General features: G+C 62.3%; 16 protein-coding genes. 13 read left to right on the top strand and 3 right to left on the bottom strand.

The window, feature by feature from the left end:
* The 4 genes from cas5e to cas2e are packed head-to-tail and all read left to right on the top strand — an operon-like array spanning window position 1 to window position 2,637.
* Complete coding sequence (gene cas5e, locus FOZ76_RS01140; RefSeq protein ID WP_143946282.1) at window positions 1-759, top strand: type I-E CRISPR-associated protein Cas5/CasD; 759 nt, start codon at window positions 1-3, stop codon at window positions 757-759.
* Window positions 756-1,424 carry a type I-E CRISPR-associated protein Cas6/Cse3/CasE gene (cas6e, locus tag FOZ76_RS01135; RefSeq protein ID WP_143946281.1) on the top strand — a complete coding sequence of 223 codons (669 nt, stop codon included), beginning with the start codon at window positions 756-758 and terminating at the stop codon, window positions 1,422-1,424. The genes cas5e and cas6e overlap by 4 nt, the downstream gene beginning before the upstream one ends.
* Entirely contained in the window at window positions 1,424-2,338 is a 915-nt protein-coding gene (gene cas1e / locus FOZ76_RS01130; RefSeq protein WP_211365916.1) for a type I-E CRISPR-associated endonuclease Cas1e, read from the top strand. Before cas6e ends, cas1e begins: the two co-directional genes overlap by 1 nt.
* Window positions 2,338-2,637 (top strand): type I-E CRISPR-associated endoribonuclease Cas2e, encoded by a 300-nt coding sequence (gene cas2e / locus FOZ76_RS01125; RefSeq protein WP_143946280.1) that lies wholly within the window; start codon window positions 2,338-2,340, stop codon window positions 2,635-2,637. The genes cas1e and cas2e overlap by 1 nt, the downstream gene beginning before the upstream one ends.
* A 1,385-nt stretch (window positions 2,638-4,022) precedes the next feature.
* Here cas2e and FOZ76_RS01120 read toward each other — a convergent pair.
* The gene (locus FOZ76_RS01120) at window positions 4,023-5,042 is read right to left on the bottom strand and encodes a Bug family tripartite tricarboxylate transporter substrate binding protein (protein WP_143946279.1); all 1,020 of its coding nucleotides are present in this window, start codon (window positions 5,040-5,042) and stop codon (window positions 4,023-4,025) included.
* 107 nt (window positions 5,043-5,149) lie between these two features.
* On the bottom strand, window positions 5,150-6,202 hold the full coding sequence (locus tag FOZ76_RS01115; protein ID WP_143946278.1) for a ketopantoate reductase family protein: 1,053 nt from the start codon (window positions 6,200-6,202) through the stop codon (window positions 5,150-5,152).
* A gap of 101 nt (window positions 6,203-6,303) precedes the next feature.
* Between FOZ76_RS01115 and FOZ76_RS01110 the strand changes: the two genes are divergently transcribed.
* From FOZ76_RS01110 to FOZ76_RS01070, 9 genes are all read left to right on the top strand, one after another.
* On the top strand, window positions 6,304-7,212 hold the full coding sequence (locus FOZ76_RS01110; RefSeq protein WP_143946277.1) for a LysR family transcriptional regulator: 909 nt from the start codon (window positions 6,304-6,306) through the stop codon (window positions 7,210-7,212).
* A 173-nt stretch (window positions 7,213-7,385) separates the two neighbouring features.
* Window positions 7,386-8,477: a redox-regulated ATPase YchF gene (gene ychF, locus FOZ76_RS01105; protein WP_143946276.1), complete on the top strand. Its 1,092-nt coding sequence runs from the start codon at window positions 7,386-7,388 to the stop codon at window positions 8,475-8,477.
* A gap of 196 nt (window positions 8,478-8,673) precedes the next feature.
* Complete coding sequence (locus FOZ76_RS01100; protein ID WP_143946275.1) at window positions 8,674-9,885, top strand: tyrosine-type recombinase/integrase; 1,212 nt, start codon at window positions 8,674-8,676, stop codon at window positions 9,883-9,885.
* A gap of 234 nt (window positions 9,886-10,119) precedes the next feature.
* The gene (locus FOZ76_RS01095; RefSeq protein WP_246129240.1) at window positions 10,120-11,226 is read left to right on the top strand and encodes a Fic family protein; all 1,107 of its coding nucleotides are present in this window, start codon (window positions 10,120-10,122) and stop codon (window positions 11,224-11,226) included.
* Window positions 11,223-14,036, top strand: a complete 2,814-nt coding sequence (locus FOZ76_RS01090; RefSeq protein ID WP_246129239.1) for a type I restriction-modification system subunit M — start codon at window positions 11,223-11,225, stop codon at window positions 14,034-14,036. Before FOZ76_RS01095 ends, FOZ76_RS01090 begins: the two co-directional genes overlap by 4 nt.
* Window positions 14,027-15,898 carry a restriction endonuclease subunit S gene (locus tag FOZ76_RS01085; RefSeq protein WP_143946274.1) on the top strand — a complete coding sequence of 624 codons (1,872 nt, stop codon included), beginning with the start codon at window positions 14,027-14,029 and terminating at the stop codon, window positions 15,896-15,898. The genes FOZ76_RS01090 and FOZ76_RS01085 overlap by 10 nt, the downstream gene beginning before the upstream one ends.
* A complete protein-coding gene (locus FOZ76_RS01080; protein ID WP_143946273.1) occupies window positions 15,895-16,950 on the top strand; it encodes a PDDEXK nuclease domain-containing protein in 1,056 nt (351 codons plus the stop codon). The genes FOZ76_RS01085 and FOZ76_RS01080 overlap by 4 nt, the downstream gene beginning before the upstream one ends.
* Window positions 16,951-16,954: 4 nt before the next feature.
* Complete coding sequence (locus FOZ76_RS01075; protein ID WP_143946272.1) at window positions 16,955-20,080, top strand: type I restriction endonuclease subunit R; 3,126 nt, start codon at window positions 16,955-16,957, stop codon at window positions 20,078-20,080.
* Complete coding sequence (locus tag FOZ76_RS01070) at window positions 20,080-20,790, top strand: M48 family metallopeptidase (protein WP_143946271.1); 711 nt, start codon at window positions 20,080-20,082, stop codon at window positions 20,788-20,790. The genes FOZ76_RS01075 and FOZ76_RS01070 overlap by 1 nt, the downstream gene beginning before the upstream one ends.
* A 6-nt stretch (window positions 20,791-20,796) precedes the next feature.
* Here FOZ76_RS01070 and FOZ76_RS01065 read toward each other — a convergent pair whose 3' ends face one another.
* The gene (locus tag FOZ76_RS01065; protein ID WP_143946270.1) at window positions 20,797-21,660 is read right to left on the bottom strand and encodes a phage integrase N-terminal domain-containing protein; all 864 of its coding nucleotides are present in this window, start codon (window positions 21,658-21,660) and stop codon (window positions 20,797-20,799) included.
* Window positions 21,661-21,706 lie beyond the last annotated feature (46 nt).

Genomic DNA, 21,706 nt, shown 5'->3' with positions numbered 1-21,706 from the left:
ATGGCGAGCTACCTCGTGCTGCGCTTGTACGGGCCGCTGGCGAGCTGGGGTGAAATCGCCGTCGGGGAGGCGCGCCCGTCTGCCGTCCACCCTTCACGATCCGCACTGATCGGGCTGCTGGCGGCGGCCCTGGGCATCGCGCGCGATGACGAGACGGCGCAGAGCGCCTTGGCGCAGGGCTACCGTTTCGGCGTGAAGCTTGCCGGGGTCGGCTTCCCATTGCGGGACTACCACACCGTGCAGACAGGCGTTCCCGCGCGCAAAGCGCGTTTCCGCACCCGCCGGCAGTCGCTGCTGGATGCGCACAAGCTGGAGACCTTGCTGTCCGCGCGAGAGTACCGCTGCGACAGCTTGGCGATCGTCGCTGTCGAAGCCCTGGCCGCAGCTCCTTACGATCTGGACGTGCTGGGTGCTGCGCTGGCGCGTCCGCGCTACACCCTTTATCTCGGCCGCAAATCCTGCCCGTTGGCTGCGCCGGTAGGCGCCAGGGTGGTCGAGGCCGAGACGGTCCGCCAGGCCCTCGACGGGACGCCGATGCAGTCCCTGGCAGGGCTGGCGCAGAAGGGTTCGCCGGGGGACAGTCGGGAGGACCGGCGGATCTTCGATGTTGCCCCTGCCCGCTATTATTGGGACGAGGGCATGGCCGCCGGCATGTCGGCGAGCTTTACGACCGTGCGCCATGATCAGCCGCTGTCGCGGCGACGCTGGCAGTTCAGGACGCGCAAGGAACATGTGCACGTGTCCGGGGGCGGCGCATGACGACGCACTATTTCTCGCGCGCCCGCCTGGTTGGAACGATGCGCACCGAGCCGCAGTTGCAACGCTGGGCCCGCCAGGGGGAGGCATATCGCGATCACAGGTTGGTCTGGCAGTTGTTCGCCAGCGATCCGGCCGAACGCGACTTTCTCTTCCGCTCCGAGCGATTGCCCGGCGGGGAGCTCGTTTACTACGTGGTTTCCGCGCGTGCGCCGCAAGGCGCTCCTGGGCTGTTCTCGGTCCAGACCAAGCCGTATACCCCCGTTTTGCGCAGCGGGGAATGGCTGCGTTTCGATCTGCGCGCCAATCCTGTCGTCAGCCGCAAGAGCGAGAACGGCAGGGCGGTGAGGCACGATGTCCTGATGGATGCGAAGCATCGATCCGACCCGCAGTCTCGGCACGAGGCCATGGAGGCCGCCGGGCTGAACTGGCTGATGACGCGGGCCGAACGGTGGGGTTTGAGTATCGACCCAGGCACCGTCATTCAGTCCGGGTATCTCCAGCATCGTTTCGAGCGCAAGGGAGAACGCCTGAGTTTTTCTTCCCTCGATTATCAGGGATTGGCGAGGGTCGAGGATGCCGATGCGCTGGCGCGGACGCTTCTGCATGGCGTCGGCAGGGCCAAGGGATTCGGCTGCGGCCTCTTGCTGGTGAAGCGGGTGAGCTGATGCTCCCGCCGTTGAAACCCTTGCCGATGAAGGACCGGGTGTCGATGGTCTTCGTCCAGTACGGTCAGATCGACGTGCAGGACGGCGCTTTCGTTGTCGTCGATCAGACGGGCGTGCGCACCCATATTCCCGTGGGCTCGGTCGCCTGCATTATGCTCGAACCCGGTACGCGAGTCTCGCATGCCGCCGTGCATCTCGCTTCGGTGGTGGGAACGCTGCTCGTCTGGGTGGGCGAAGCGGGTGTTCGCTTGTATGCCAGTGGCCAGCCGGGCGGTGCGCGTGCCGATCGTCTGCTGTATCAGGCCAAGCTGGCACTGGACGACGATCTGCGGCTGCTCGTCGTCCGCAAGATGTACGAGCTGCGCTTCGGCGAAGCCGCTCCGGCGCGCCGCAGTGTCGAGCAATTGCGCGGGATCGAGGGCGCCCGGGTTCGGGAAACGTACAAGCTGCTGGCCCGGCAGCATCGGGTGGATTGGCAGGCGCGCAACTACGATCGGCAGCAATGGGACGCGGCCGATGTCCCCAACCGGTGCTTGTCTGCCGCGACCTCTTGTCTATACGGGATAACCGAGGCCGCCGTGTTGGCGGCGGGGTATGCGCCCGCGGTGGGCTTCATCCATACGGGAAAGCCCCTGTCATTCGTGTATGACGTGGCGGATCTCTTCAAGTTCGAAACCGTCGTGCCGCTGGCCTTCCATATCGCGGCAAAGAACCCACCGCAACCCGAGCGCGCGGTGCGCCTGGCCTGTCGCGACCTGTTCCGCTCGAGCAAGCTGCTTGCGCGCATCATCCCGACCATCGAGGAGGTCCTGGCCTCAGGTGGTATCGACCCGCCGGAGGCCCCACCGGAATCCGTGCCGCCCGCCATCCCGAACCCCGAAAGCATCGGCGATGCCGGGCACAGGGCGCAGTGATGGCGTTTCTCGCTGTCGTCACGGAGAACGTCCCGCCGCGCCTGCGCGGTCGCATGGCGATCTGGCTGCTGGAGGTTCGAGCGGGTGTCTATATCGGCGACGTGTCCCGACGTACCCGCGAGATGATCTGGGAACAGTTGTCCGAAGGCCACGAGGACGGTAGCGTGGTGATGGCCTGGGCGAGTTCGCACGAGTCGGGCTACGAATTCCAGACCTTGGGCGAGAATCGTCGAGAGCCCGTGGAGTTCGACGGACTTCGGTTGGTGGCGTTTCGCCCGCTGGAGGGCGGCGACAGTTGAAGGCCTGGACAGGGCGGGCTGTAGCGTATCGCTAGCTGGTGCGCCCAAGCATCGCAGCCAGCGCCTCTGCCCACCTACAGGCTGTCGCGGTACCAGCCGAATGCAGAGCCTCGTCAGCAGCGCGCGCAGGCACCGAGGCTGCGCGGCCAACCAGCCTGCCAGCTCGCGTGTCCAATCCGCCCGGCTGTGCCACGGTAGCTTGCGGCGAGCATCGGTCCAGGAGCTTGTCGGCGATGGGCGCGCCTGACAGGTTGACCACCGCGCCCCAGGGCGGCGTGCCGTCGAGTTTGCGTAGCCGGCCGATGCTTCTGGCTCCTCTGTAGCGTGAAGGAGCTTGTTGCCGACGACGGCTCTTCCTGTTCATGCCGGTGTTGGCACAGGGCGCAGCCAACCAGATAGGCACCGCCAGTGAGCGGAATATGCATGGACAGTCCTCAGTTGACGGACGGGTGACGCGCCCCGGGCAAGGCTGCACCCATCGCGGGCTGAAAAGTATCGACTCCCTCGACGTTGTGTTGATGTTCGTGCGCTTGTGGCTCTACGTGGCGAGACATGTTCTAGTCATGTATACGCGGGCAGATTTTCGATGCCGTAGTGGACGCAGAGGGGATGGCCTTTGCAGGGCCAGGATATGGACGGCGATCCAGCCGATGCATGTCGCCCGGTGGTACGCTTTTTCTTCGCCTCGGTGCTGGATTGCTGCAGTGCAGCAATCGGTGGAAATTTAGGGGTCGATTTTTTCTTTTAAAATCAAACTGTTGCATTAAGAGTGTTCCCCGCGCATGCGGGGATGAACCGGACCGGATGGAGGCCGAGGCATCGCAGAACGTGTGTTCCCCCCGCATGCGGGGATGAACCGACGATCAGAGTTCCCCCGCCCTCGCGCAGTCGGTGTTCCCCGCGCACGCGGGGATGAACCGAACATCCCCCGGAACATGGTGGGGCGCGAGAAGTGTTCCCCGCTCATGCGGGGATGAACCGCTGAAATTAGGGACGGTTCTCGGCCGGATATGGTGTTCCCCGCGCCTGCGGCGATCAACCGCCAGCGTTCGTCACGATCAGTGATTCGACGCTGTGTGTCCGGCGTATGCGGTGCCGTGCCGAGTTCCTTGCCGGAGCGCCAGCTACCTGGCGCCACGGTCGCCAGCCGTGATGGGATAGCGGCGGTGCGCGGCTCTGCGCATGCGCAGGCGTGCCATCAGCGCATCGCGAAACGGCGAGGGCCGTCGTCGACGAATTTCACGTTCGGTCACGCGGTCAAGTACCACAACGCGCCAGAGGACACACCTATCTTGAACAGGCCGTGCCCGTCCTAGCCGCAGAAGGCCGGCTCGATGTGTCCCCGCGCGGTGCGCGGGGCGGCTGATCCCCTCCGGCGCATGCCGTCAATCGGCCTTGACGCCGGCCTCTTTCACCACTTGCGGCCAGCGCGCTACGTCCTGCGCCACCAGTGCGCGGAAATCGGCCGGGCCGCGGTAGACCACCGCGTTGCCGCCGGCGGTCAGGCGCTCGCGCACGCTCGGGTCTTGCAGCGCTTTTTCGATCTCGGCGCTCAGTTTGGCCACGATGGCGTGGGGCGTGCCGGCCGGTACGAAGAAGCCGCCCCAGATCGGCAAGTCCATGCCGGACACGCCTTGTTCCCCGGCTGTCGGGACGTCGGGCAGCGCGGCTGAGCGCTGCGTGTCGAGCACCGCCAGCGGTACGATCTGGCCCGCCTGGATGTAGCTGGCGGCCGTGGGCACCGTCAGCAGCGAAAGCTGGATCTGGCCGGCCACCAGGTCGGTGAGCACGTTGGCGCCGCCGCGATAGGGGATGTGCTGCATCTTCAAGCCCAGGCGCGAGTTCAGCGTCTCGACGGTCAGGTGCTGCACCGAGCCCGTGCCGTTCGTCCCGTAGTCCAGTTCCCTGGCCTTGGCGGCCTTCACGAGTTCGTCCAGGTTGCGCACGCCCAGGCTGGGATGCGCGACCAGCACCATCGGCATGGCGGCGGCCTGCGCCACGGGAATCAGGTCGCGCAGCGTCTCGAACGAGGTCGATTCGTACACGGCGGGCGCGACGGCCAGGCCGCCGGGTTCGCCGAACAAGACGGTGTAGCCGTCCGGGGCAGACTTGATGACGGCTTCGGCGGCGATCCGGCCGGCCGCCCCGGTGCGGTTCTCCACCACCACGGCCACACCCAGGTTGTCGGCCAGCTTTTGCGCGACGGTGCGGGTGATCTGGTCGGTAGCTGCGCCCGGCGAGAAAGGCGCCACGACCTGTAGCGGCCGCTGCGGCCAGGCGTCGGTGCTCTGGGCCGCGGCCAGGCCGGCGACGGACAGGGCCAGGGCGCCAGCCGCGGCACGGCAGACGGGCAGCAGGGCGCGCAGGCCACTCGCGCGGTGTTGGGGATCGAAGGTCGGGGTCATGAGTGTCTCCAGGGTGTTATTGGTTCATACGCGTGCGGACCCGGCGTGAGCCGGAGGCCGGGGCGGCCCGCCGCCGGTCGGTAGCCGATCGGTGGGCTGCGGGAGAATCAGGCCCGCCGGGTGCTCGACAGGCTGCGGTACAGCGCCAGCAACGGATCTAGGGTCTCCCATCCTTGGCCAACGGTGCCGGCCTCCAGGGCTTTCACGGCCTGCAGGACCCAGGCGTTGAGCGGTGCGGCCCGCCCCTGCGCGATCGCCTCGGCGACGACATAGCCGTTGATGTGTTCGACCTCGGTGCGGCCGCGCGCTTCGAAGTCGGCGGTCATGGACAGGCGGCGCGGCCCCAGGGCTTCGCCGTGCGCGAGCAGGCGTGCGTGCAGCTCGGTGTCTTCGCCGGCGTAGGGAGCCAGCCATTGACGGGTGGGCGCGCCCAGCACGGGCTCGACCTCGATGCCTGCGCCGGTCGCAGTGGCGAGAATTTCACCGGCCAGTGCGATGATCGCCCGGCGAACCTCGGCCGACTCGTGCAGGCTGGCTGCGGTCTGGCCGGAAAGCAGCAGGAGCGGATTGCCGGTGGCATTGAGCACCAGCTTCATCCAGCGATAGCCGAGCAGGTTCTGCGTGACGGTGGCCGTGCCGCAGGCCGAGAGCAATTCGGCCAGGCGGATGACGCGTTCGCTTCGGCTGCCGTCCAGCTCGCCGATGCGCAGGGTGTCGGCGCCTTCCAGCACACGAACCTGGCCGGGTCCGGTCAGGCGGGCACCCATGACCATGGAGCAGCCCAGCGTGCGCTGCGCGCCGACCGCCTGCGCGATCGCACCCTCGTTGATGCCGTTCTGGCACGACACCACGCAGCCGTCCGCCGCGAGCAGGCGGCGCACCAGGGGCAGCATCGCTGCGGTCGCATCGCTGCGCACGGCGAGCAGCACCAGGTCGAAGGTTTCGTCGGGCGGTGCATCGGCTGCGAAGGCGCGCACGGGCCAATGCTGCACGACGCCGTCGCGTTCGAACGCCAGCCCCAGGCTGGACAGCGCCCGCACGTGCTCGGGCCAGGCGTCGAACAGCGTGGTGGTAGTGCCGCGTTGTGCCAGGTGGGCCGCGATACGGCAGCCGATGGCACCGGCACCGACGATGGCGATGCGCATATCGGGGGTGTGCATGGGGTCTCCTCGCGAAAGGCGCTACGATACGTCGCCACAGGCTGCCGTTCTGCATGGATTTCAGATACCGGTATGCCGCACCCGCATGACCGGGCCGCGACATGGAATTGAGACAACTGCGCTATCTGCTGGAAGTGGTGGCCGCCGGCAGCATCAGCCGCGCTGCCGAGCGGCTGCACATCGCGCAGTCGGCGGTCAGCCGCCAGATCGCCGACCTCGAAGACGAACTGGGCACGCCGCTGCTGCAGCGCCGGCGCGGCGGCGTGCAGCCGACCGAGCAGGGCCTGCGTTTCGTCGAGACGGCCGGCGCCATCCTGCGCGACGTGGCCGCGCTCAAGCAGCAGATGTCCGCCGCGACTGCCGAGCCCCTCACCGTACGGCTCGGCCTGCCGCCCACCGTCAGCCCGATGTTCCTCGAGACTGTCACGCGCCACTTGCCGGCCGCGCCGATTCCCATGCGCGCCAGCATCGTCGAGGCATCCAGTTATTGGCTGCAGCAGCGCCTGTACGCCGGCGACCTGGATTGCGCGGTGCTCACCAACCCCTCGCCCACGCGGGTGCTGCACATCGAGCCGCTGTGGACCGAAACGCTCTGCGTGATCGGCTCGGCCGATTCGCCGCTGCGCGGCATGGCCACCTGCACGGTGGCACAGATCGCCGATCTGCCGTTGACGCAGACGCCGTTGCCGGACAATAGCCGGCAGGCGATCGAGGCGGCCTTCGAGGCTGCCGGGCTGTCGCTCAACGTACGCCAGGAACACGAGGCGCTGCAGTTCCTGAAAGCCCAGGTGCTCGAAGGCGAGCATTCGATCCTGCCCCGCACCGTGGCGCGCTCATTGGCCGCGGCCAGGCAATACGTGGCCGTACCCTTGCCTGAGGTGACCATCCAGCGCGCCTTTGCCGCGCGTCGCGGTGCGATTCCTTCGGATGCCATCGTGTGCCTGGCCGGGGCGCTGCGAGAATGCGCGCGCACGGGCTTCGCCGGCGACCCCTGGATTCGCGTCGCCTGATTCGGCGTCGGCAAGCGCGGGCCATGGGGCTCGCGCCCTCGTCCGCCACCACGGGCAGCCCCGTCGCGTGGGCCGATTCGCGCGAGACCGGGAACGGCGTCCGCTACACGACAGGACGGGAAATGTACAGGGGCCGGGCTACAATCGGCGTAATTTCCCACAAGGTTTCCCCCATGGCTCTGCAATGCGGCATCGTCGGCCTGCCCAACGTCGGCAAGTCCACGCTCTTCAACGCGCTTACCAAGGCCGGCATCGCGGCCGAGAACTATCCGTTCTGCACCATCGAACCCAACGTCGGGGTCGTGGAAGTGCCCGACCCTCGCCTGGACAAGCTCGCCGAGATCGTCAAGCCCGAGCGTGTCGTGCCGGCCGTGGTCGAATTCGTCGACATCGCCGGCCTGGTGGCCGGCGCGAGCAAGGGTGAAGGCCTGGGCAACCAGTTCCTCGCGCACATCCGCGAGACCGATGCCATCGTGAACGTCGTGCGCTGCTTCGAGGATGAGAACGTCATCCACGTCGCCGGCAAAGTGGACCCGATCTCCGACATTGAGGTCATCACGACCGAGCTGGCCCTCGCCGATCTGCAGACGGTCGAGAAAGCCATCCATCGCCACAGCAAGACCGCGCGCTCGGGCGACAAGGAGGCCGCCAAGCTGGTCGCCCTGCTCGAGAAAGTCCAGGCCGGCCTGAACGAAGGCAAGCCCATTCGCGTCCTCGGGCTGGACGCCGACGAGCTGGCGGCCCTCAAGCCGCTCGGCCTGATCACCGCCAAGCCGGCCATGTACGTCGCCAACGTCAGCGACAACGGGTTCGAGAACAACCCGCTGCTTGACCGGCTCACGGAATATGCCGACTCGCAGAACGCGCCCGTGGTGGCGATCTGCGCCGCCATCGAGGCCGAGATCGCCGAACTGTCCGACGAGGATCGTTCCGCCTTCCTCGCCGACATGGGCATGGAAGAGCCCGGGCTGGACCGCCTGATCCGCGCCGGCTATCGCCTGCTCGGCCTGCAGACCTATTTCACCGCGGGCGTCAAGGAAGTGCGCGCCTGGACCGTGCGCGTCGGCGCGACGGCTCCCCAGGCCGCGGGCGTGATCCACACCGACTTCGAGCGCGGCTTCATCCGCGCCCAGACCATTGCCTACGACGACTTCATCCAATTCAAGGGCGAGGCGGGGGCCAAGGAAGCGGGGAAGATGCGGGCGGAAGGCAAGGAATACATCGTGCAGGACGGGGATGTGATGAATTTCTTGTTCAACGTCTGACGATTTTGGCTGGATCTCGGTGGCGCTTGGTAGCGCTTGGTAGACAGATTGTCCCTTTGTAAATCAATGGGTTGCGTAAACAATACGGTCTGCTGAGCGTTCCTATTGTTCATCGAGGTCCAGAAAATTCGGGGGTAGCGTTGGGGGTACTCGTGTTCAACCGTGGGGGTACTTTTCCCCGCAGTGGAGTCCAACGATGCCCGAAAACCTACTCACCGACCTCAAGGTCAGGTCGGCCAAACCGACTGGTCGAGACTGGAAACTTTCAGACGGCGGGGGCTTGTTCCTGCTGGTCAAACCCACCGGCGGCAAGCTGTGGCGGTGGAAGTACCGCCTGCAAGGCAAGGAGAACCTCTTTGCCATTGGCGGCTTTCCTCAAGTAAGCCTCGCAGAGGCACGTGCGGCCCGAGAGAAGGCGCGCGCGTTGGTCAAGCAAGGCATCCATCCTGCCCATGAGCGGCAGCAGGTCAAGCAGCGCAATCTGGAAGCGCTGGAGGAGCGCAAGCGCGCTCGTGAAAGCTCATTCGCCAAGGTTGCGAAAGCGTATCTGGCCGAGATCAAGCCAGTCTTCGCACAGAGTTCCTACCGGACGAAAGAGTCCCGCATCAGGAAGTACCTGTCACCCAAGTTCGATGGAATGCCGATGAGCGACATTGGCGTGAAGCAGATTCGCCCGCTGCTGGAGGATTGCAAGGCCCATGGTGCGTGGGCGGCCATCCATGTCAAAGGTGATCTTTCGGCCATCTTCGAATTCGCGGTAGTGCGTGGCTTGGCGGAGGCCAATCCGATCCCCAGTCTTCGCGGGCTGCTGCGCATGCCAGCCAGCGAAAGCAAGGCGGCGATGACGCGAGAGCAAATCCAGAAGTTCTATCAGGAGTTGCGCAGCTACCGGGGCTATCCGGAAACCTCGTTGTGCTTGCGGCTGATTGCGCTGACCGCCTGCCGTCCAGGGGAAGCGGCGGATGCCGAGTGGGACGAGTTCGACTTTGAGGATGCACTGTGGCGTCGGCCTGCGGCGAAGATGAAAGCGCGGCGCGACCATGTCAGCCCGTTGTCCACGCAGGCCGTAGCAGTGCTGAAAGACTTGCAGCGCATCACGAGTGGCGGGCGCTATCTGTTCCCGCACCGAAGCGGAAAGGGCTTCACTACGCCCAATCGGCTCACCTACGCGATGCGCGACATGAACCTGGGCCGGGGTACGACGCCGCATTGCTGGCGGACGACCTTTTCGACCTGGGCCAATGAGAACGGGTACCGGCCTGATGCGATTGAACGGCAGCTTGCCCACGTGGAAAGCAACAAGGTGCGGGCGACGTACAACAAGGCGTTGCTGCTGGATCAGCGAAGGGCTCTGTTGCAAGACTGGGCGGACTACCTGAGTGCTGCGGAGGGCAGCGGCACGGCATAGGGAAGAGTTGGCTGGGTGTTGCAGAACCAATGGACAGGGCGGCCTTTTCCTTTTCTGGATAGGGCCGTTGTCCCTTGAGTGCCGTTCCCTTGCCATTTGCCTTTGCCCAAAGTTGGGCCTGGGCCTGGGAATGGGAATGGGGTAGTCAGACACTGGTAATGAGGTATTTTTAGAGACAATACCCCATTTGTCGGCTATGATTACCCTATTTAGATCGTCTAGGTTTACATTTTCATGCACTCGCTCACGCCTGAGTACCTTGCCGCGCTTCGCTTCGATGGCACCCAGGCCGCCACGTTGCGCACACTGGGCGAGTACCAGGGGAAGCAGCAACTCTTCGCCGCGCAGGCGCCCGAAGCCCTCAAGGGGCTACGCCAGATCGCGGTGGTGGAGTCCACGGAGTCATCCAACCGGCTGGAAGGTGTTGTCGTAGCGCCCTCGCGGTTGAAGTCTCTGGTCTTCCGCAACACAACGCCAAAGAGCCGTTCTGAACAGGAGATCGCCGGCTACCGTGATGCCCTGGCGCTGATCCACGAATCGGCCGCGCACATGCCCTTCAGCGAAGGCGTAGTGCTGCAACTGCACACCCTGCTGTACCGCTACATGCCGCAGGCGGGTGGGCGCTGGAAAGCCACCAACAACGACATCATCGAGCGTCACCCGGATGGCACTTCGCGCTTGCGCTTCCAGCCGGTGGCTACGCATCTCACGCCGATGGCCATGGCTGATCTGACAGGGCGCTACGCGACCGCACTGGATCAGCACCTGGCCGACCCCCTGGTATTGGTGCCGCTGGCGATGCTCGACTTTCTGTGCATCCACCCCTTCCCCGACAGCAACGGTCGCATGTCCCGCTTGTTGACCTTGCTGCTGCTCTACCACTTCGACTATGCCGTGGGTCGCTACATCAGTCTGGAACGCACCTTCGAGGACACTAAGGAAGGTTATTACGAGACGCTGGAAGCCAGTTCGCAGGGATGGCACCAGGGGCAGCACGACGTAAAGCCCTGGCTTGATTACTTCTGGGGCGCCTTGCTGCGGGCCTGCCGTGAGTTTGAGGAGCGTGTCGGCACCGTCCAGCGGGGGCGTGGCAGCAAAGGCGACCGGGTGCGGGCGGAAGTCCTAGGGCGCACTCTGCCGTTTTCGATTTCCGAGGTTGAAGAAGCTTGCCCAAGTGTGAGTCGGGACATGGTGCGATTGGTGCTGCGAGCGATGAAAGCAGAGGGTTTGATCGAATCAACGGGCAAGGGACGCGGGGCGAAATGGATCCATCTCGTCGACGTACAGGACGCCACAGAAAACAGAGGGCCGGTATCCAAACAAGCAGGCCGGCAACAATGATGGATATTGAAGTGACAAGCACCGAACAGAAGACTGACCGCTTTATCAGCAAGCTCGAAGCCGTGGGAGGTTCCGCTGGGAATCAGCGGCTCCGAGAGGCGTTGGGGTGGCAAGAATCCACCTATGACAGCATCAAGCAGCAACTGATCGAGGAGGGGCGGATCATTCCCGGTCGAGGGCGCGGCGGTTCGGTTGCCCTGGCTACGACAGCCTATACGGCCAACAAAGAATCAGCGACATCGTTGGAAGTAAGCGAAGCCCCCGTGCCGTACCTGAAGACGAAGACGAAGACGAAGACGAAGACGAAAGCAGATTCGTCATCGCGGGACCGAGCGACTGCTACCCCAGCCGCCAAGACGCTTACTCCACGCAACGGTGTGGTCAAGAAATCCGACCTCTACAGCTCCATCTGGGCCTCCTGCGATGAACTACGCGGTGGCATGGACGCAAGCCAGTACAAGGACTACGTGCTGTTCATGCTGTTCATCAAGTACATCAGTGATAAGTACGGCAACAGCGACGACTTCGCCCCGCCGGTGGTCATCCCGCCCGGCGCGTCATTCAAGGACATGGTGGCGCTCAAGGGCAAGGACGACATTGGCGACAAAATCAACACTCAGGTCATCCAGAAACTGATCGATCACAACACCAAACTGGCGCGCAGCGACTTTCCGGACTTCAACGACCCCAACAAGCTCGGCGAAGGCGCGGCGATGGTCGAGCGTCTTGGCAATCTGATTGCCATCTTCGAAAAACCCGAGCTGAACTTCGCCAATAACCGCGCCGACAACGACGATCTGCTCGGCGATGCCTACGAATACCTGATGCGCCATTTCGCGCAGGATTCCGGCAAGAGCAAGGGCCAGTTCTACACACCCTCCGAAGTCAGCAGCATCATCGCCCAGGTGATCGGCATCTCGTACGCTAATACCCGGGGTTCTACCACCGCCTACGATCCGACCTGCGGCTCGGGCTCACTGCTGCTGAAAGTGGCCGCCGAGGCAGGTCGGCAGATCACCCTGGAGGGGCAGGAAAAGGACGTGACCACCGCCGGCCTCGCGCGGATGAACATGATCCTGCACGACTTCCCCAGCGCCACCATCCTCAGCGGCGACACGCTGGTGAACCCCAAGTTCAAGGATGGCGATCGCTCAGGCAAAGAGCAGTTGCGCGCCTACGACTACGTGGTCGCCAATCCGCCGTTTTCCGACAAAAAGTGGTCCACCGGTCTCAACCCGGCCAACGACCCCTACCAGCGCTTCACCTGGGGCGAACCACCCGCCAAGCAGGGCGACTATGCCTACCTGCTGCACGTCATCCGCAGCATGAAAGCCACCACCGGCAAGGGCGCCGTCATCCTGCCGCACGGCGTGCTGTTCCGTGGCAATGCGGAGGCTCACATCCGCAGGCAACTGGTGCGCTCCGGTATGCTCAAGGGCATCATCGGCCTGCCGGCCAACCTGTTCTACGGCACCGGCATCCCCGCCTGCATCCTGGTGCTGGACAAGGAAAACGCCAGCGCTCGCAAGGGCATCTTCATGATCGACGCCAGCAAAGGCTTCATCAAGGACGGCCCCAAGAACCGCCTGCGCGAGCAGGACATCCACCGCATCGTCGATGCCTTCCGCCGTAGCGCGGACGAGCCGCGCTATGCCCGCATGGTGCCGCTGGACGAAATCGCCAGCGAAAAGAACGACTACAACCTCAACCTGCCGCGCTACATCGACAGCAGTGAGCCGGAAGACCTGCACGACATTGATGCCCACCTCAACGGTGGCATCCCCGAGCGCGACATCGACGCCTTCGCCGCCGACTGGCAGGAAATGCCCGCCCTGCGCCATGCGCTGTTCGAGGCCGAGCGTCCCGGTTATGCGCGGCTGCGCCAGCCGATGGCCGAAGTGCGTTCCATCATCCTCGCCCACCCGCAGTTCCAGCAATTCCGCAGCAAGGTGGAAACCCTGTTCGGCAAATGGCAGCAGGCCGTCATGCCGCTGCTCACCGGCATCCAGCCCGGCGACAAACCCAAGGCGCTGATCGCGCAGGTCTCCGAAACCCTGCTCACCACCTTCCACGCTGCACCGCTGCTCGACTCCTACGACATTTACCAGCACCTGATGGACTACTGGGCCGAGGCCATGCAGGACGACGCCTACCTGATCGCTGCCGATGGCTGGGTGGCGCTGCCCCGGCGCATCGTTGAAACCGACAAGAAGGGCAAGGCCAAGGACAAGGGCTGGACTTGCGACCTGCTGCCCAAGCCCTACATCGTCGCCCGCTACTTTGCGGCCGAACAGGCCGAACTGGAGGCAAAGCAGGCCGAACTGGATGGCGTTACCAGCCAGATTGCCGAACTAGAGGAAGAACACGGTCGAGAAGACGGTGCCTTCGCAGGTTTCGACAAGATCAATGCTGCGCAGGTGAAAGATCGCCTCGCCGAAATTGTCGATGACGCCGACAGCGCCGACGAACGCGCCGTGCTCAAGCAGTGGCAGCAACTCAGCGCCCGCGAAGCCGCACTGAAGAAGACCGTCAAAACGCTGGAGGTGGAACTCGACCGGCAAGCCCACGACCACTACGCCACCCTCAGCGAAGCCGAGGTTAAGAAGCTGGTGGTGGAAGACAAATGGCTGGCTCGTCTGCAAGCCGACGTGCAACAGGAGCTGGGCCGCATCTCGCAAACCCTCGCCCAGCGCATCCGCGAACTGGCCGAACGCTACGACACTCCATTGCCGAGGCTGGAAGATGAAGTGGTTGCCCTTAGCGCCAAGGTGGAAGCACACCTGAAGAAGATGGGGGCGACATGGAAATGAAGCCGGGGTACAAGCGGACGGAAGTGGGGGTGATTCCGGAGGATTGGGAGACTTTCCGTCTGGGTGACATCTCAGAAGTTTCAGCGGGAGGAACGCCCAGTCGCGCCAATCCAAGCTACTGGAATGGAGACATCCCTTGGGTTACTACGTCGGAAGTTGATTTTTGCACCATAAGTAGCGCTACACAGTCTATAACTGCGGAAGGGTTGAAAAATTCGGCAGCAAAGCTTTTTTCACCCAGCACACTACTTATGGCTCTTTACGGTCAAGGGAAAACACGCGGAAAAGTGGCAGTATTAGGTATTGAGGCTGCGACAAATCAAGCTTGTGCTGCAATCTCATTGCATAGCACGGACTCACATAAATTCTTGTTTCATTATCTTGTCGGTCAGTATGAATCAATAAGAAGCTTGAGCAATAATGGGAATCAGGAAAACCTAAACTCGTCATTAGTTCGTTCTATCTGCGTCCCATATCCCAAGCCGAGAGAGCAATGCGCCATCACCACCGCCCTCAGCGACATGGACGCGCTGCTGGACGGACTGAATCGCCTGATCGCCAAAAAGCGCGCTATCAAACAAGCTTCCATGCAGCAACTCCTCATCGGCCAAACCCGATTGCCGGGGTTCAGTGGAGAGTGGGTAACGCAAAAACTTGGCAACGATGCCATCTTGAAAGCCAGAATAGGCTGGCAAGGATTAACAACGGCAGAGTATCTGGATGATGGCGATTACTTTCTTGTGGCTGGTACAGATTTTCTTAATGGTCGGATTGATTGGAGAAACTGCCATTTCGTAACACAGCATCGCTACAGTCAAGACCCCTTCATACAGGTTCGTCCGCGTGATGTCTTAGTCACGAAGGATGGCACCATCGGTAAAGTTGCGCTCATCGATGCGATGGAAAAACCAGCCGCACTAAATAGCGGTGTGTTTGTTATTCGTCCTAAGGCAGATAAATTCGTACCAGAGTTTTTCTACTTTCTGCTTGCGTCAAAAGTGTTTGAGGAGTTTTTGGCCCAACTTAGCGCCGGATCCACAATTAATCATCTTTATCAAAAGGACTTCGTAGGATTCGCCTATCAAATACCGCCGACAACAGAAGAACAAACCGCCATTGCTGAAGTCCTCAGCGATATGGACGACGAAATCACCGCCCTCGAAACCCGCCGCGCCAAGACCCGAGCCCTCAAGCAGGCCATGATGCAGGAACTGCTGACCGGCAGGACGCGGCTGGTAGCGCCTAGCGCTAATACGGCTGACAAGGCGGAGTCGCAAACAGAAGGGCGCAAAGCAAACGTCTATTTCCTGAGAAGCGTGCTGGCTGCCGAAATTATCGACCAGTTGCACGACCAACCGACCTTCGGCCACGTAAAGTTCGAGAAGATGATGTTCCTTGCCGAGCATCTGTGTCAGGTGGATACCGGCTCCACCTACCACCGCAAGGCGGCCGGCCCCTATGACAATCGTGCCCTTCGCTCCATAGACAGCCAGTTGCAGAAGCAACAATGGTTCGAGCCGCGCAAGCAAGACGGGCGTTACCAGTACATGCCACTGGCGAAACGTGGTGGTCACAAACCGTACTTCGAGCGGCATTTCTCCGGAATTGGCGAAACTCTTGAGAAGATTCTGAGCACCTTCAAGACTGCCAAAACGGAGCAGTGCGAAATCGTCGCCACGCTGCTGGCTGCTTGGAGCGATTTGCTTCGTGAGCATGAAGCAGTTTCGGATGAAATGATCGTGCACGAGGTGCTGCACAATTGGCACGAAGCAAAGCAGCGGATACCTGAGGATCGCTGGCTGATGGCTCTTGGCTGGATGCGAGAGAAAGGTCTTGTGCCGAAGGGAGCGACATTGCCATGACTGACAAGCCCGCCTCACTAATTCCAGCCCCACAAGGCTACGCCGACTGGCTGGCCGACCTGAAGGGGCGCATTCACACCGCGCAGCAGCGTGCGGCGCTGGCGGTCAATCGGGAACTGGTGGGACTGTACTGGCAGATCGGCCGCGACATCCTGGCGCGGCAGGCAGAGCAGGGTTGGGGCGCGAAGGTGATCGAGCGGCTGGCGCATGACCTGCGTGCCGCCTTCCCGGAGATGAAGGGCTTTTCGCCACGCAACCTCAAGTACATGCGGGCGTTTGCCGAGGCCTGGCCGGACGCCGAAATTGTGCAGCAGGCTGCTGCACAATTGCCCTGGGGTCACAACCTGGTATTGCTGGATCGCCTGAAAGCGTCAACGGAGCGCCTGGCCTATGCCCGCGCCGCCATCGCACATGGCTGGTCGCGCAATGTGTTGAACATCCACATCGAAACCCGCCTGCTTGAACGCACGGGCAAGGCCGTTACCAACTTCGGGCAGCGCCTGCCCGCACCGCAGTCCGACCTGGCCATCGAGTCGTTAAAAGATCCGTACCGCTTCGATTTCCTCGGCCTGGGCGAGGAAGCACAGGAACGCGAGATCGAGAATGCGTTGGTGCAGCACGTCACCGATTTCCTGCTGGAGCTGGGTGCGGGCTTTGCTTTCGTCGGGCGACAGGTGCTGCTGGACGTGGGCGGCGAGGAGTTCTTCATCGACTTGTTGTTCTACCACCTCAAGCTGCGCTGCTACGTGGTGATCGAACTGAAGGCGGGCAAGTTCAAGCCCGAGCATCTGGGGCAACTGGGCTTTTACCTGACGGCGGTGGATCGGCAGGTGAAGCACGCGCAGGACAACCCGAGCATCGGCCTGCTGCTCTGCAAGAGCAAGAACAAGGTGGTGGCCGAGTACGCCCTGGGAGACAAGTCGCAACCCATGGGCATTGCCGAGTACAAGCTGGTGGAATCCCTGCCGCAAGAGCTGCAAACCAGCCTGCCGACGATCGAACAGATCGAGCGGGAGTTGGGCAACCCCACGGATGATGGCGCCGAGGAATGATGCGATGACCCAACCCATGCCGCGCTCCGAGCGCAACAGCCAGAACCGCGTGGCGCGCCTGTTCACCACCCCGGTGACCGAGGGCGGCCTGGGCTACAAGCACCTGGGTAACTGGAGCAAGCGCGACCACAACCGCGCCATCGAAGTCGATCTGCTGCGCGCCAATCTGGCTGTGCGCGGTTACTCGCCGGCCCATATCAGCGCTGCCTTGCAGAAGCTAGAAGTCGCCGTGGATGTCACCGGCATCACGCCCTATCAGGCCAACCTGCGCACCTACCAATTGCTGCGCTATGGCGTGCCGGTGCAGATCGCGGCGGGCCAGTCGCACGAGACGGTGCAGTTGATCGACTGGGCACAGCCGGAGCGCAATCACTTCGCGCTGGCCGAGGAGGTCACGTTGAAAGGCGGGAGCACCCGCCGGCCGGACATCGTGCTGTACATCAACGGCCTGGCGGTGGCGGTGATCGAACTCAAGCGCAGTTCGGTGGATGTGGGCGACGGCATTCGCCAGTTGCGTAGCAATCAGGAGGAAACTTTCAACCAGGGCTTCTTCAGCACCGTGCAATTGTTGCTGGCGGGCAGCGATGCGCAAGGCCTGCGCTACGGCACCACCGGCACACCGGAACAGTTCTTCGTGCAGTGGAAAGACGAACAACAGCAAGCCACGGCAACCGCCGGCGCCCTGCTGGATCGCCCGCTGGGACAGATGTGCGGCAAGGCGCGGCTGCTGGACTTGATCCGCAACTTCGTTATCTTCGATGCGGGCTTCAAGAAGGTGCCCCGGCAGCACCAGTACCAAGGCATCAAGGCTGCCCAGGAACGCATTGCCAGACGCGAAGGCGGCGTGATCTGGCACACCCAGGGCAGCGGCAAAAGCATTCTGATGGCGCTGCTGGCCAAGTGGCTGCTGGAGCACGACCCGCAGGCACGGGTGCTGGTGGTGACCGATCGCGACGAGTTGGACAAGCAGATCGAAGGCGTGATGCGCAACGCCGGGGTGATCGGCGAGGGATCGGCTCCCCCGCGCATCACTTCACGCGCAGACTTCGTGCAAAAACTCATTGCCACCACACCGCGCTTGTTGTGCGCGCTGATCCACAAATTCGATGCGGCCGATCTCAAGGGCGAGCCACCGCCCATCCATGGGCGTTTCTACGTGTTCGTGGACGAGTGCCATCGCACCCAGGGCGGCAACATGAACAAGCAGATGAAGCGCTGGCTAGCCGATGCCATCTTCATCGGATTCACCGGCACGCCACTGCTGCGTAAGGACAGGCAAACCACTCGCGATGTGTTCGGCACCTACATCCACACCTACAAGTTCCACGAAGCCGTGGCCGACAAGGTGGTGCTGGACCTGAAATACGAGGCACGCGATGTGCCGCAGCGGCTGACCTCACGCAAGGCCATCGATGCCTGGTTCGAGAAGAAAACGCGCGGGCTGAACAACTTCCAGAAATCCATCCTGCGCAAGCGCTGGGCCACGATGGAAGAGCTGATGAGCGCCAAGGAGCGCAAGGACCGCATCGTTGCCAACATCATTGAGGATTTCAGTCTCAAGCCACGCCTGGACAATGACCGCGGCACGGCGATTCTGGTGGCCGCCTCGATCTACGATGCGTGTCATTATTTCCGGCTGTTCCAGAACACGCATTTCGGCCCCTATGTGGGCATCATCACCTCGTACGAACCCAACCCGGTTGCCATCTCGAAAGAATCGGCCGGCAGCGACGAGCGCTACAAGTTCGACACCTACAAACAGCATGTGTTGCGTACTGGCCAGACCACCAAGCAGTACGAAGACGAAACCAAGCGCCGCTTCATCGAGGAACCGGCCAACATGAAGCTGCTGATCGTGGTCAGCAAGCTGCTTACCGGCTTTGATGCTCCCAGTTGCACCTACATCTATCTGGACAACGAACTGCACGACCATAACCTGTTCCAGGCCATCTGCCGTACCAACCGGCTCGACGGTGACGACAAGAACTATGGCCATATCGTCGATTACAAGGAGCTTTTCGGTGACGTGCAGCAAGCCATTGCGGTTTACAGCTCCGACGAGTTGGACATCGATGCGGGCAATGGCGGCGACAACAACGTCCATCTGAAAAATTGGCTGGAGGAAGGCCGCAAGCAACTGGACGAGGCCCGTGAAGCGCTGCATTACCTGTGCGAGCCGGTGCCGCAGCCGCGTGAGCTGGAGCAGTTCATCCACTATTTCTGCGGCCACGCTGGTGATCCGGAGGCGCTGCTGGAAAGCGAGGCGCTGCGTATTGCCTTCTACAAGGCGGTGGCGACCTATCTGCGTGCCTTCGCGGACATCGCCCAGAACCTGACCGAGGCGGGTTACTCAGACAGCGAAGCCGACACTTTGCGGCGGGAAACCGAGTTCTATGCCGAGGTGCGTTCGGCCATCAAGCATTACAGCGGCGAAGAGCTGGACATCAAGCCCTATGAGGCCGACATGCGCCACCTCATCAACACCTATATCCAGGCCGAGCCAGCGCAGGCGTTGGGCGAGTTGGCCGAACTGTCGCTGACCGAGCTGATTATCGAGACCGGCATCCACGACGCCATCGCCAAGAAACTCAATGAGAAGGGCAAGCTGTCGAAGAACGCCATTGCGGAAACCATCATCAATAACGTCCGCAAGACCATCATCCGAGATCGCCTGACCGATCCGCGCTTTTATGAGCAGATGTCCAAGCTGCTCGATGACCTGATCCAGCAAAGCCGTGAAGGCACCGAGGCCTACGAATCATTCCTGAGCAAGGCGGAAGACATACTGAAGAAGCACCGCGCGAAACAACACGACCTTGATGAGCCTGCCATGTTGCACGGCAATGCAGGTGCGCTGGTGATTTATCGCAATCTGCCTGACATCATTTCCGGCGATGTGCTGCCCGATACGGATGGTGTAGTCAAAGAGCCACAGGCCGAATACGGAGACCCGTTGGCCTTGTTGGCGCTGAAGATTGATCGTGTGATGCGTGACGAAGCACCGGCAGGATGGCGTGGCGACGAAGCCAAGGAGCGCATCGTGCAGAATTTCCTGCACCCGTTGACCGGACGCAACCGTGAGGCCACGCTCAAACTATTCGATTTGCTGAGAAATCAGCCGGGCTACTGATGGTGCAGACGCACATACGTCTGGGGGAACTGGACATCGCCATCACGTTCAAGGCCGTGAAGAATGTCCATCTTTCCGTGCATCCGCCCGGGGGGGCGGTGACGCTGGTGGCCCCGATGGGCACGAGGCTGGAAGTCGCGCGTGCTTATGCCGTTTCCAAGCTGCGTTGGATTCGCCAGCAACAGGCGCAATTGCAGGCACAGTCCCGCGAAACTCCTCGCCAGTTCGTCACCAGGGAAAGCCATTACGTCTGGGGACGCCGCTATCTGCTCTCGGTGCTGGAGCGCGATGCCCCGCCCACGGTGAAGATGGATCACCGTCGCATTACCTTGTCTGTGCGACCCGGCTCCGATGCAGCCAAGCGCGAATCCATCTATCAACGCTGGCAACGCGGTTTGCTACACCAGGCCATTGCGCCCCTGATCGAATACTGGGAGCCACGTATCGGCGTGAAGGTCAATGGCTACTTCCTGCAACGGATGAAGACCAAATGGGGTAGTTGCAACCATCGCCAGGCTCACATTCGGCTCAACACGGAACTGGCCAAGAAGCCTCGTGACTTGCTTGAATATGTGATCGTGCATGAAATGATCCATCTGATCGAACCGACGCACAATGAGCGGTTCATATCGTTGCTGGCCCAACACTATCCTGCCTGGCGGGATGCTCGTGCGGAACTGAATGCGCTGCCGCTGGGACAGACGGTTTGAATATTGCTACCGGCCAAGATAAATCGAGACTACACCGACTCGCTCATGTCCTAGTTCAAGACTGATATGCAGTCGGACCTGGTGGTCTTGTAGGCGTTGTTCAGCAGACATGGCCGAATAATGAATTCCCCCGGCCACAGGCGCCTTCCACCCCATCAGCATCTCATACCGCATCTGCGCATACCGATGCCGCAGTCCGTGCATGTTGCTCAAACCCGCCGCCTTGCACTGGCCGTCGTAAACATGCCGCTGCTGGATGTAGGTCTTGTGCGCTGGGATCAGCGAGCCCGACCCGGCCAGCCAATGTGCTTCGTCCAGCACCGCACGCTGCTCCGGCGTCGTGATCGGCACTGTGCGGTCGCGTCCGCCCTTGGCCCATGAACCCTTGATGGCGATGTGGTCGCCACCGTCAGCGTGACGGGGCTGGAACTTGATGGATTCTTCCCGCCGCAGACCGAAGGCGGCCTGCAAGCGTAGACTTACACGGACGTGGGGATCAGTGATCCTGGCCAGCCTGTCATCCGGTTCGCGAGCCTTGCTGATATTGGTCACATAGCGACGCTCGGGCACACCAAGCTGTGTGTTGTCCGAGGGCAGGATGCCGGCCTTGCCGATCTTCTCCGCCCACCAGCGCAGGTGGGAAAGCCGATTTTTGATAGTGCCAGACGACAAACCTTCGCCTTGCCAGCGGTCCAGCAACGCCTGGACGTGCTTGCCCTTGAGCGACGAAGCCTTCATCTGCCGGAAACCGGCCTCGCGTAGTTGTCGCGCAGCCAGCGCGAGAGAACGCATCCGGTCGGCCTGTGTGTTGTAGCTGCCGTCACGGTTGCGCTGGCAGAGCTGCCGCAGGGTGTAGGTCAAGTCGTCCATCTTCCGGCCTCCACGCAAAGCGCCGTACTGCGTTGTCCTGAAATTC

This window comes from Verticiella sediminum, assembly GCF_007558815.1.
GTDB classification, from domain to species: Bacteria; Pseudomonadota; Gammaproteobacteria; order Burkholderiales; family Burkholderiaceae_B; genus Verticiella; species Verticiella sediminum.
This window is presented reverse-complemented; position numbering and strand designations above follow the sequence as displayed.

What these genes read in the sequence shown, in the direction of transcription:
- cas5e (WP_143946282.1), top strand. Translation starts at nt 1, where the DNA reads ATGGCGAGCTACCTCGTGCTGCGCTTGTACGGGCCGCTGGCGAGCTGG.
- cas6e (WP_143946281.1), top strand. Translation starts at nt 756, where the DNA reads ATGACGACGCACTATTTCTCGCGCGCCCGCCTGGTTGGAACGATGCGC.
- cas1e (WP_211365916.1), top strand. Translation starts at nt 1,424, where the DNA reads ATGCTCCCGCCGTTGAAACCCTTGCCGATGAAGGACCGGGTGTCGATG.
- cas2e (WP_143946280.1), top strand. Translation starts at nt 2,338, where the DNA reads ATGGCGTTTCTCGCTGTCGTCACGGAGAACGTCCCGCCGCGCCTGCGC.
- FOZ76_RS01120 (WP_143946279.1), bottom strand. Translation starts at nt 5,042, where the DNA reads ATGACCCCGACCTTCGATCCCCAACACCGCGCGAGTGGCCTGCGCGCC.
- FOZ76_RS01115 (WP_143946278.1), bottom strand. Translation starts at nt 6,202, where the DNA reads ATGCACACCCCCGATATGCGCATCGCCATCGTCGGTGCCGGTGCCATC.
- FOZ76_RS01110 (WP_143946277.1), top strand. Translation starts at nt 6,304, where the DNA reads ATGGAATTGAGACAACTGCGCTATCTGCTGGAAGTGGTGGCCGCCGGC.
- ychF (WP_143946276.1), top strand. Translation starts at nt 7,386, where the DNA reads ATGGCTCTGCAATGCGGCATCGTCGGCCTGCCCAACGTCGGCAAGTCC.
- FOZ76_RS01100 (WP_143946275.1), top strand. Translation starts at nt 8,674, where the DNA reads ATGCCCGAAAACCTACTCACCGACCTCAAGGTCAGGTCGGCCAAACCG.
- FOZ76_RS01095 (WP_246129240.1), top strand. Translation starts at nt 10,120, where the DNA reads ATGCACTCGCTCACGCCTGAGTACCTTGCCGCGCTTCGCTTCGATGGC.
- FOZ76_RS01090 (WP_246129239.1), top strand. Translation starts at nt 11,223, where the DNA reads ATGATGGATATTGAAGTGACAAGCACCGAACAGAAGACTGACCGCTTT.
- FOZ76_RS01085 (WP_143946274.1), top strand. Translation starts at nt 14,027, where the DNA reads ATGGAAATGAAGCCGGGGTACAAGCGGACGGAAGTGGGGGTGATTCCG.
- FOZ76_RS01080 (WP_143946273.1), top strand. Translation starts at nt 15,895, where the DNA reads ATGACTGACAAGCCCGCCTCACTAATTCCAGCCCCACAAGGCTACGCC.
- FOZ76_RS01075 (WP_143946272.1), top strand. Translation starts at nt 16,955, where the DNA reads ATGACCCAACCCATGCCGCGCTCCGAGCGCAACAGCCAGAACCGCGTG.
- FOZ76_RS01070 (WP_143946271.1), top strand. Translation starts at nt 20,080, where the DNA reads ATGGTGCAGACGCACATACGTCTGGGGGAACTGGACATCGCCATCACG.
- FOZ76_RS01065 (WP_143946270.1), bottom strand. Translation starts at nt 21,660, where the DNA reads ATGGACGACTTGACCTACACCCTGCGGCAGCTCTGCCAGCGCAACCGT.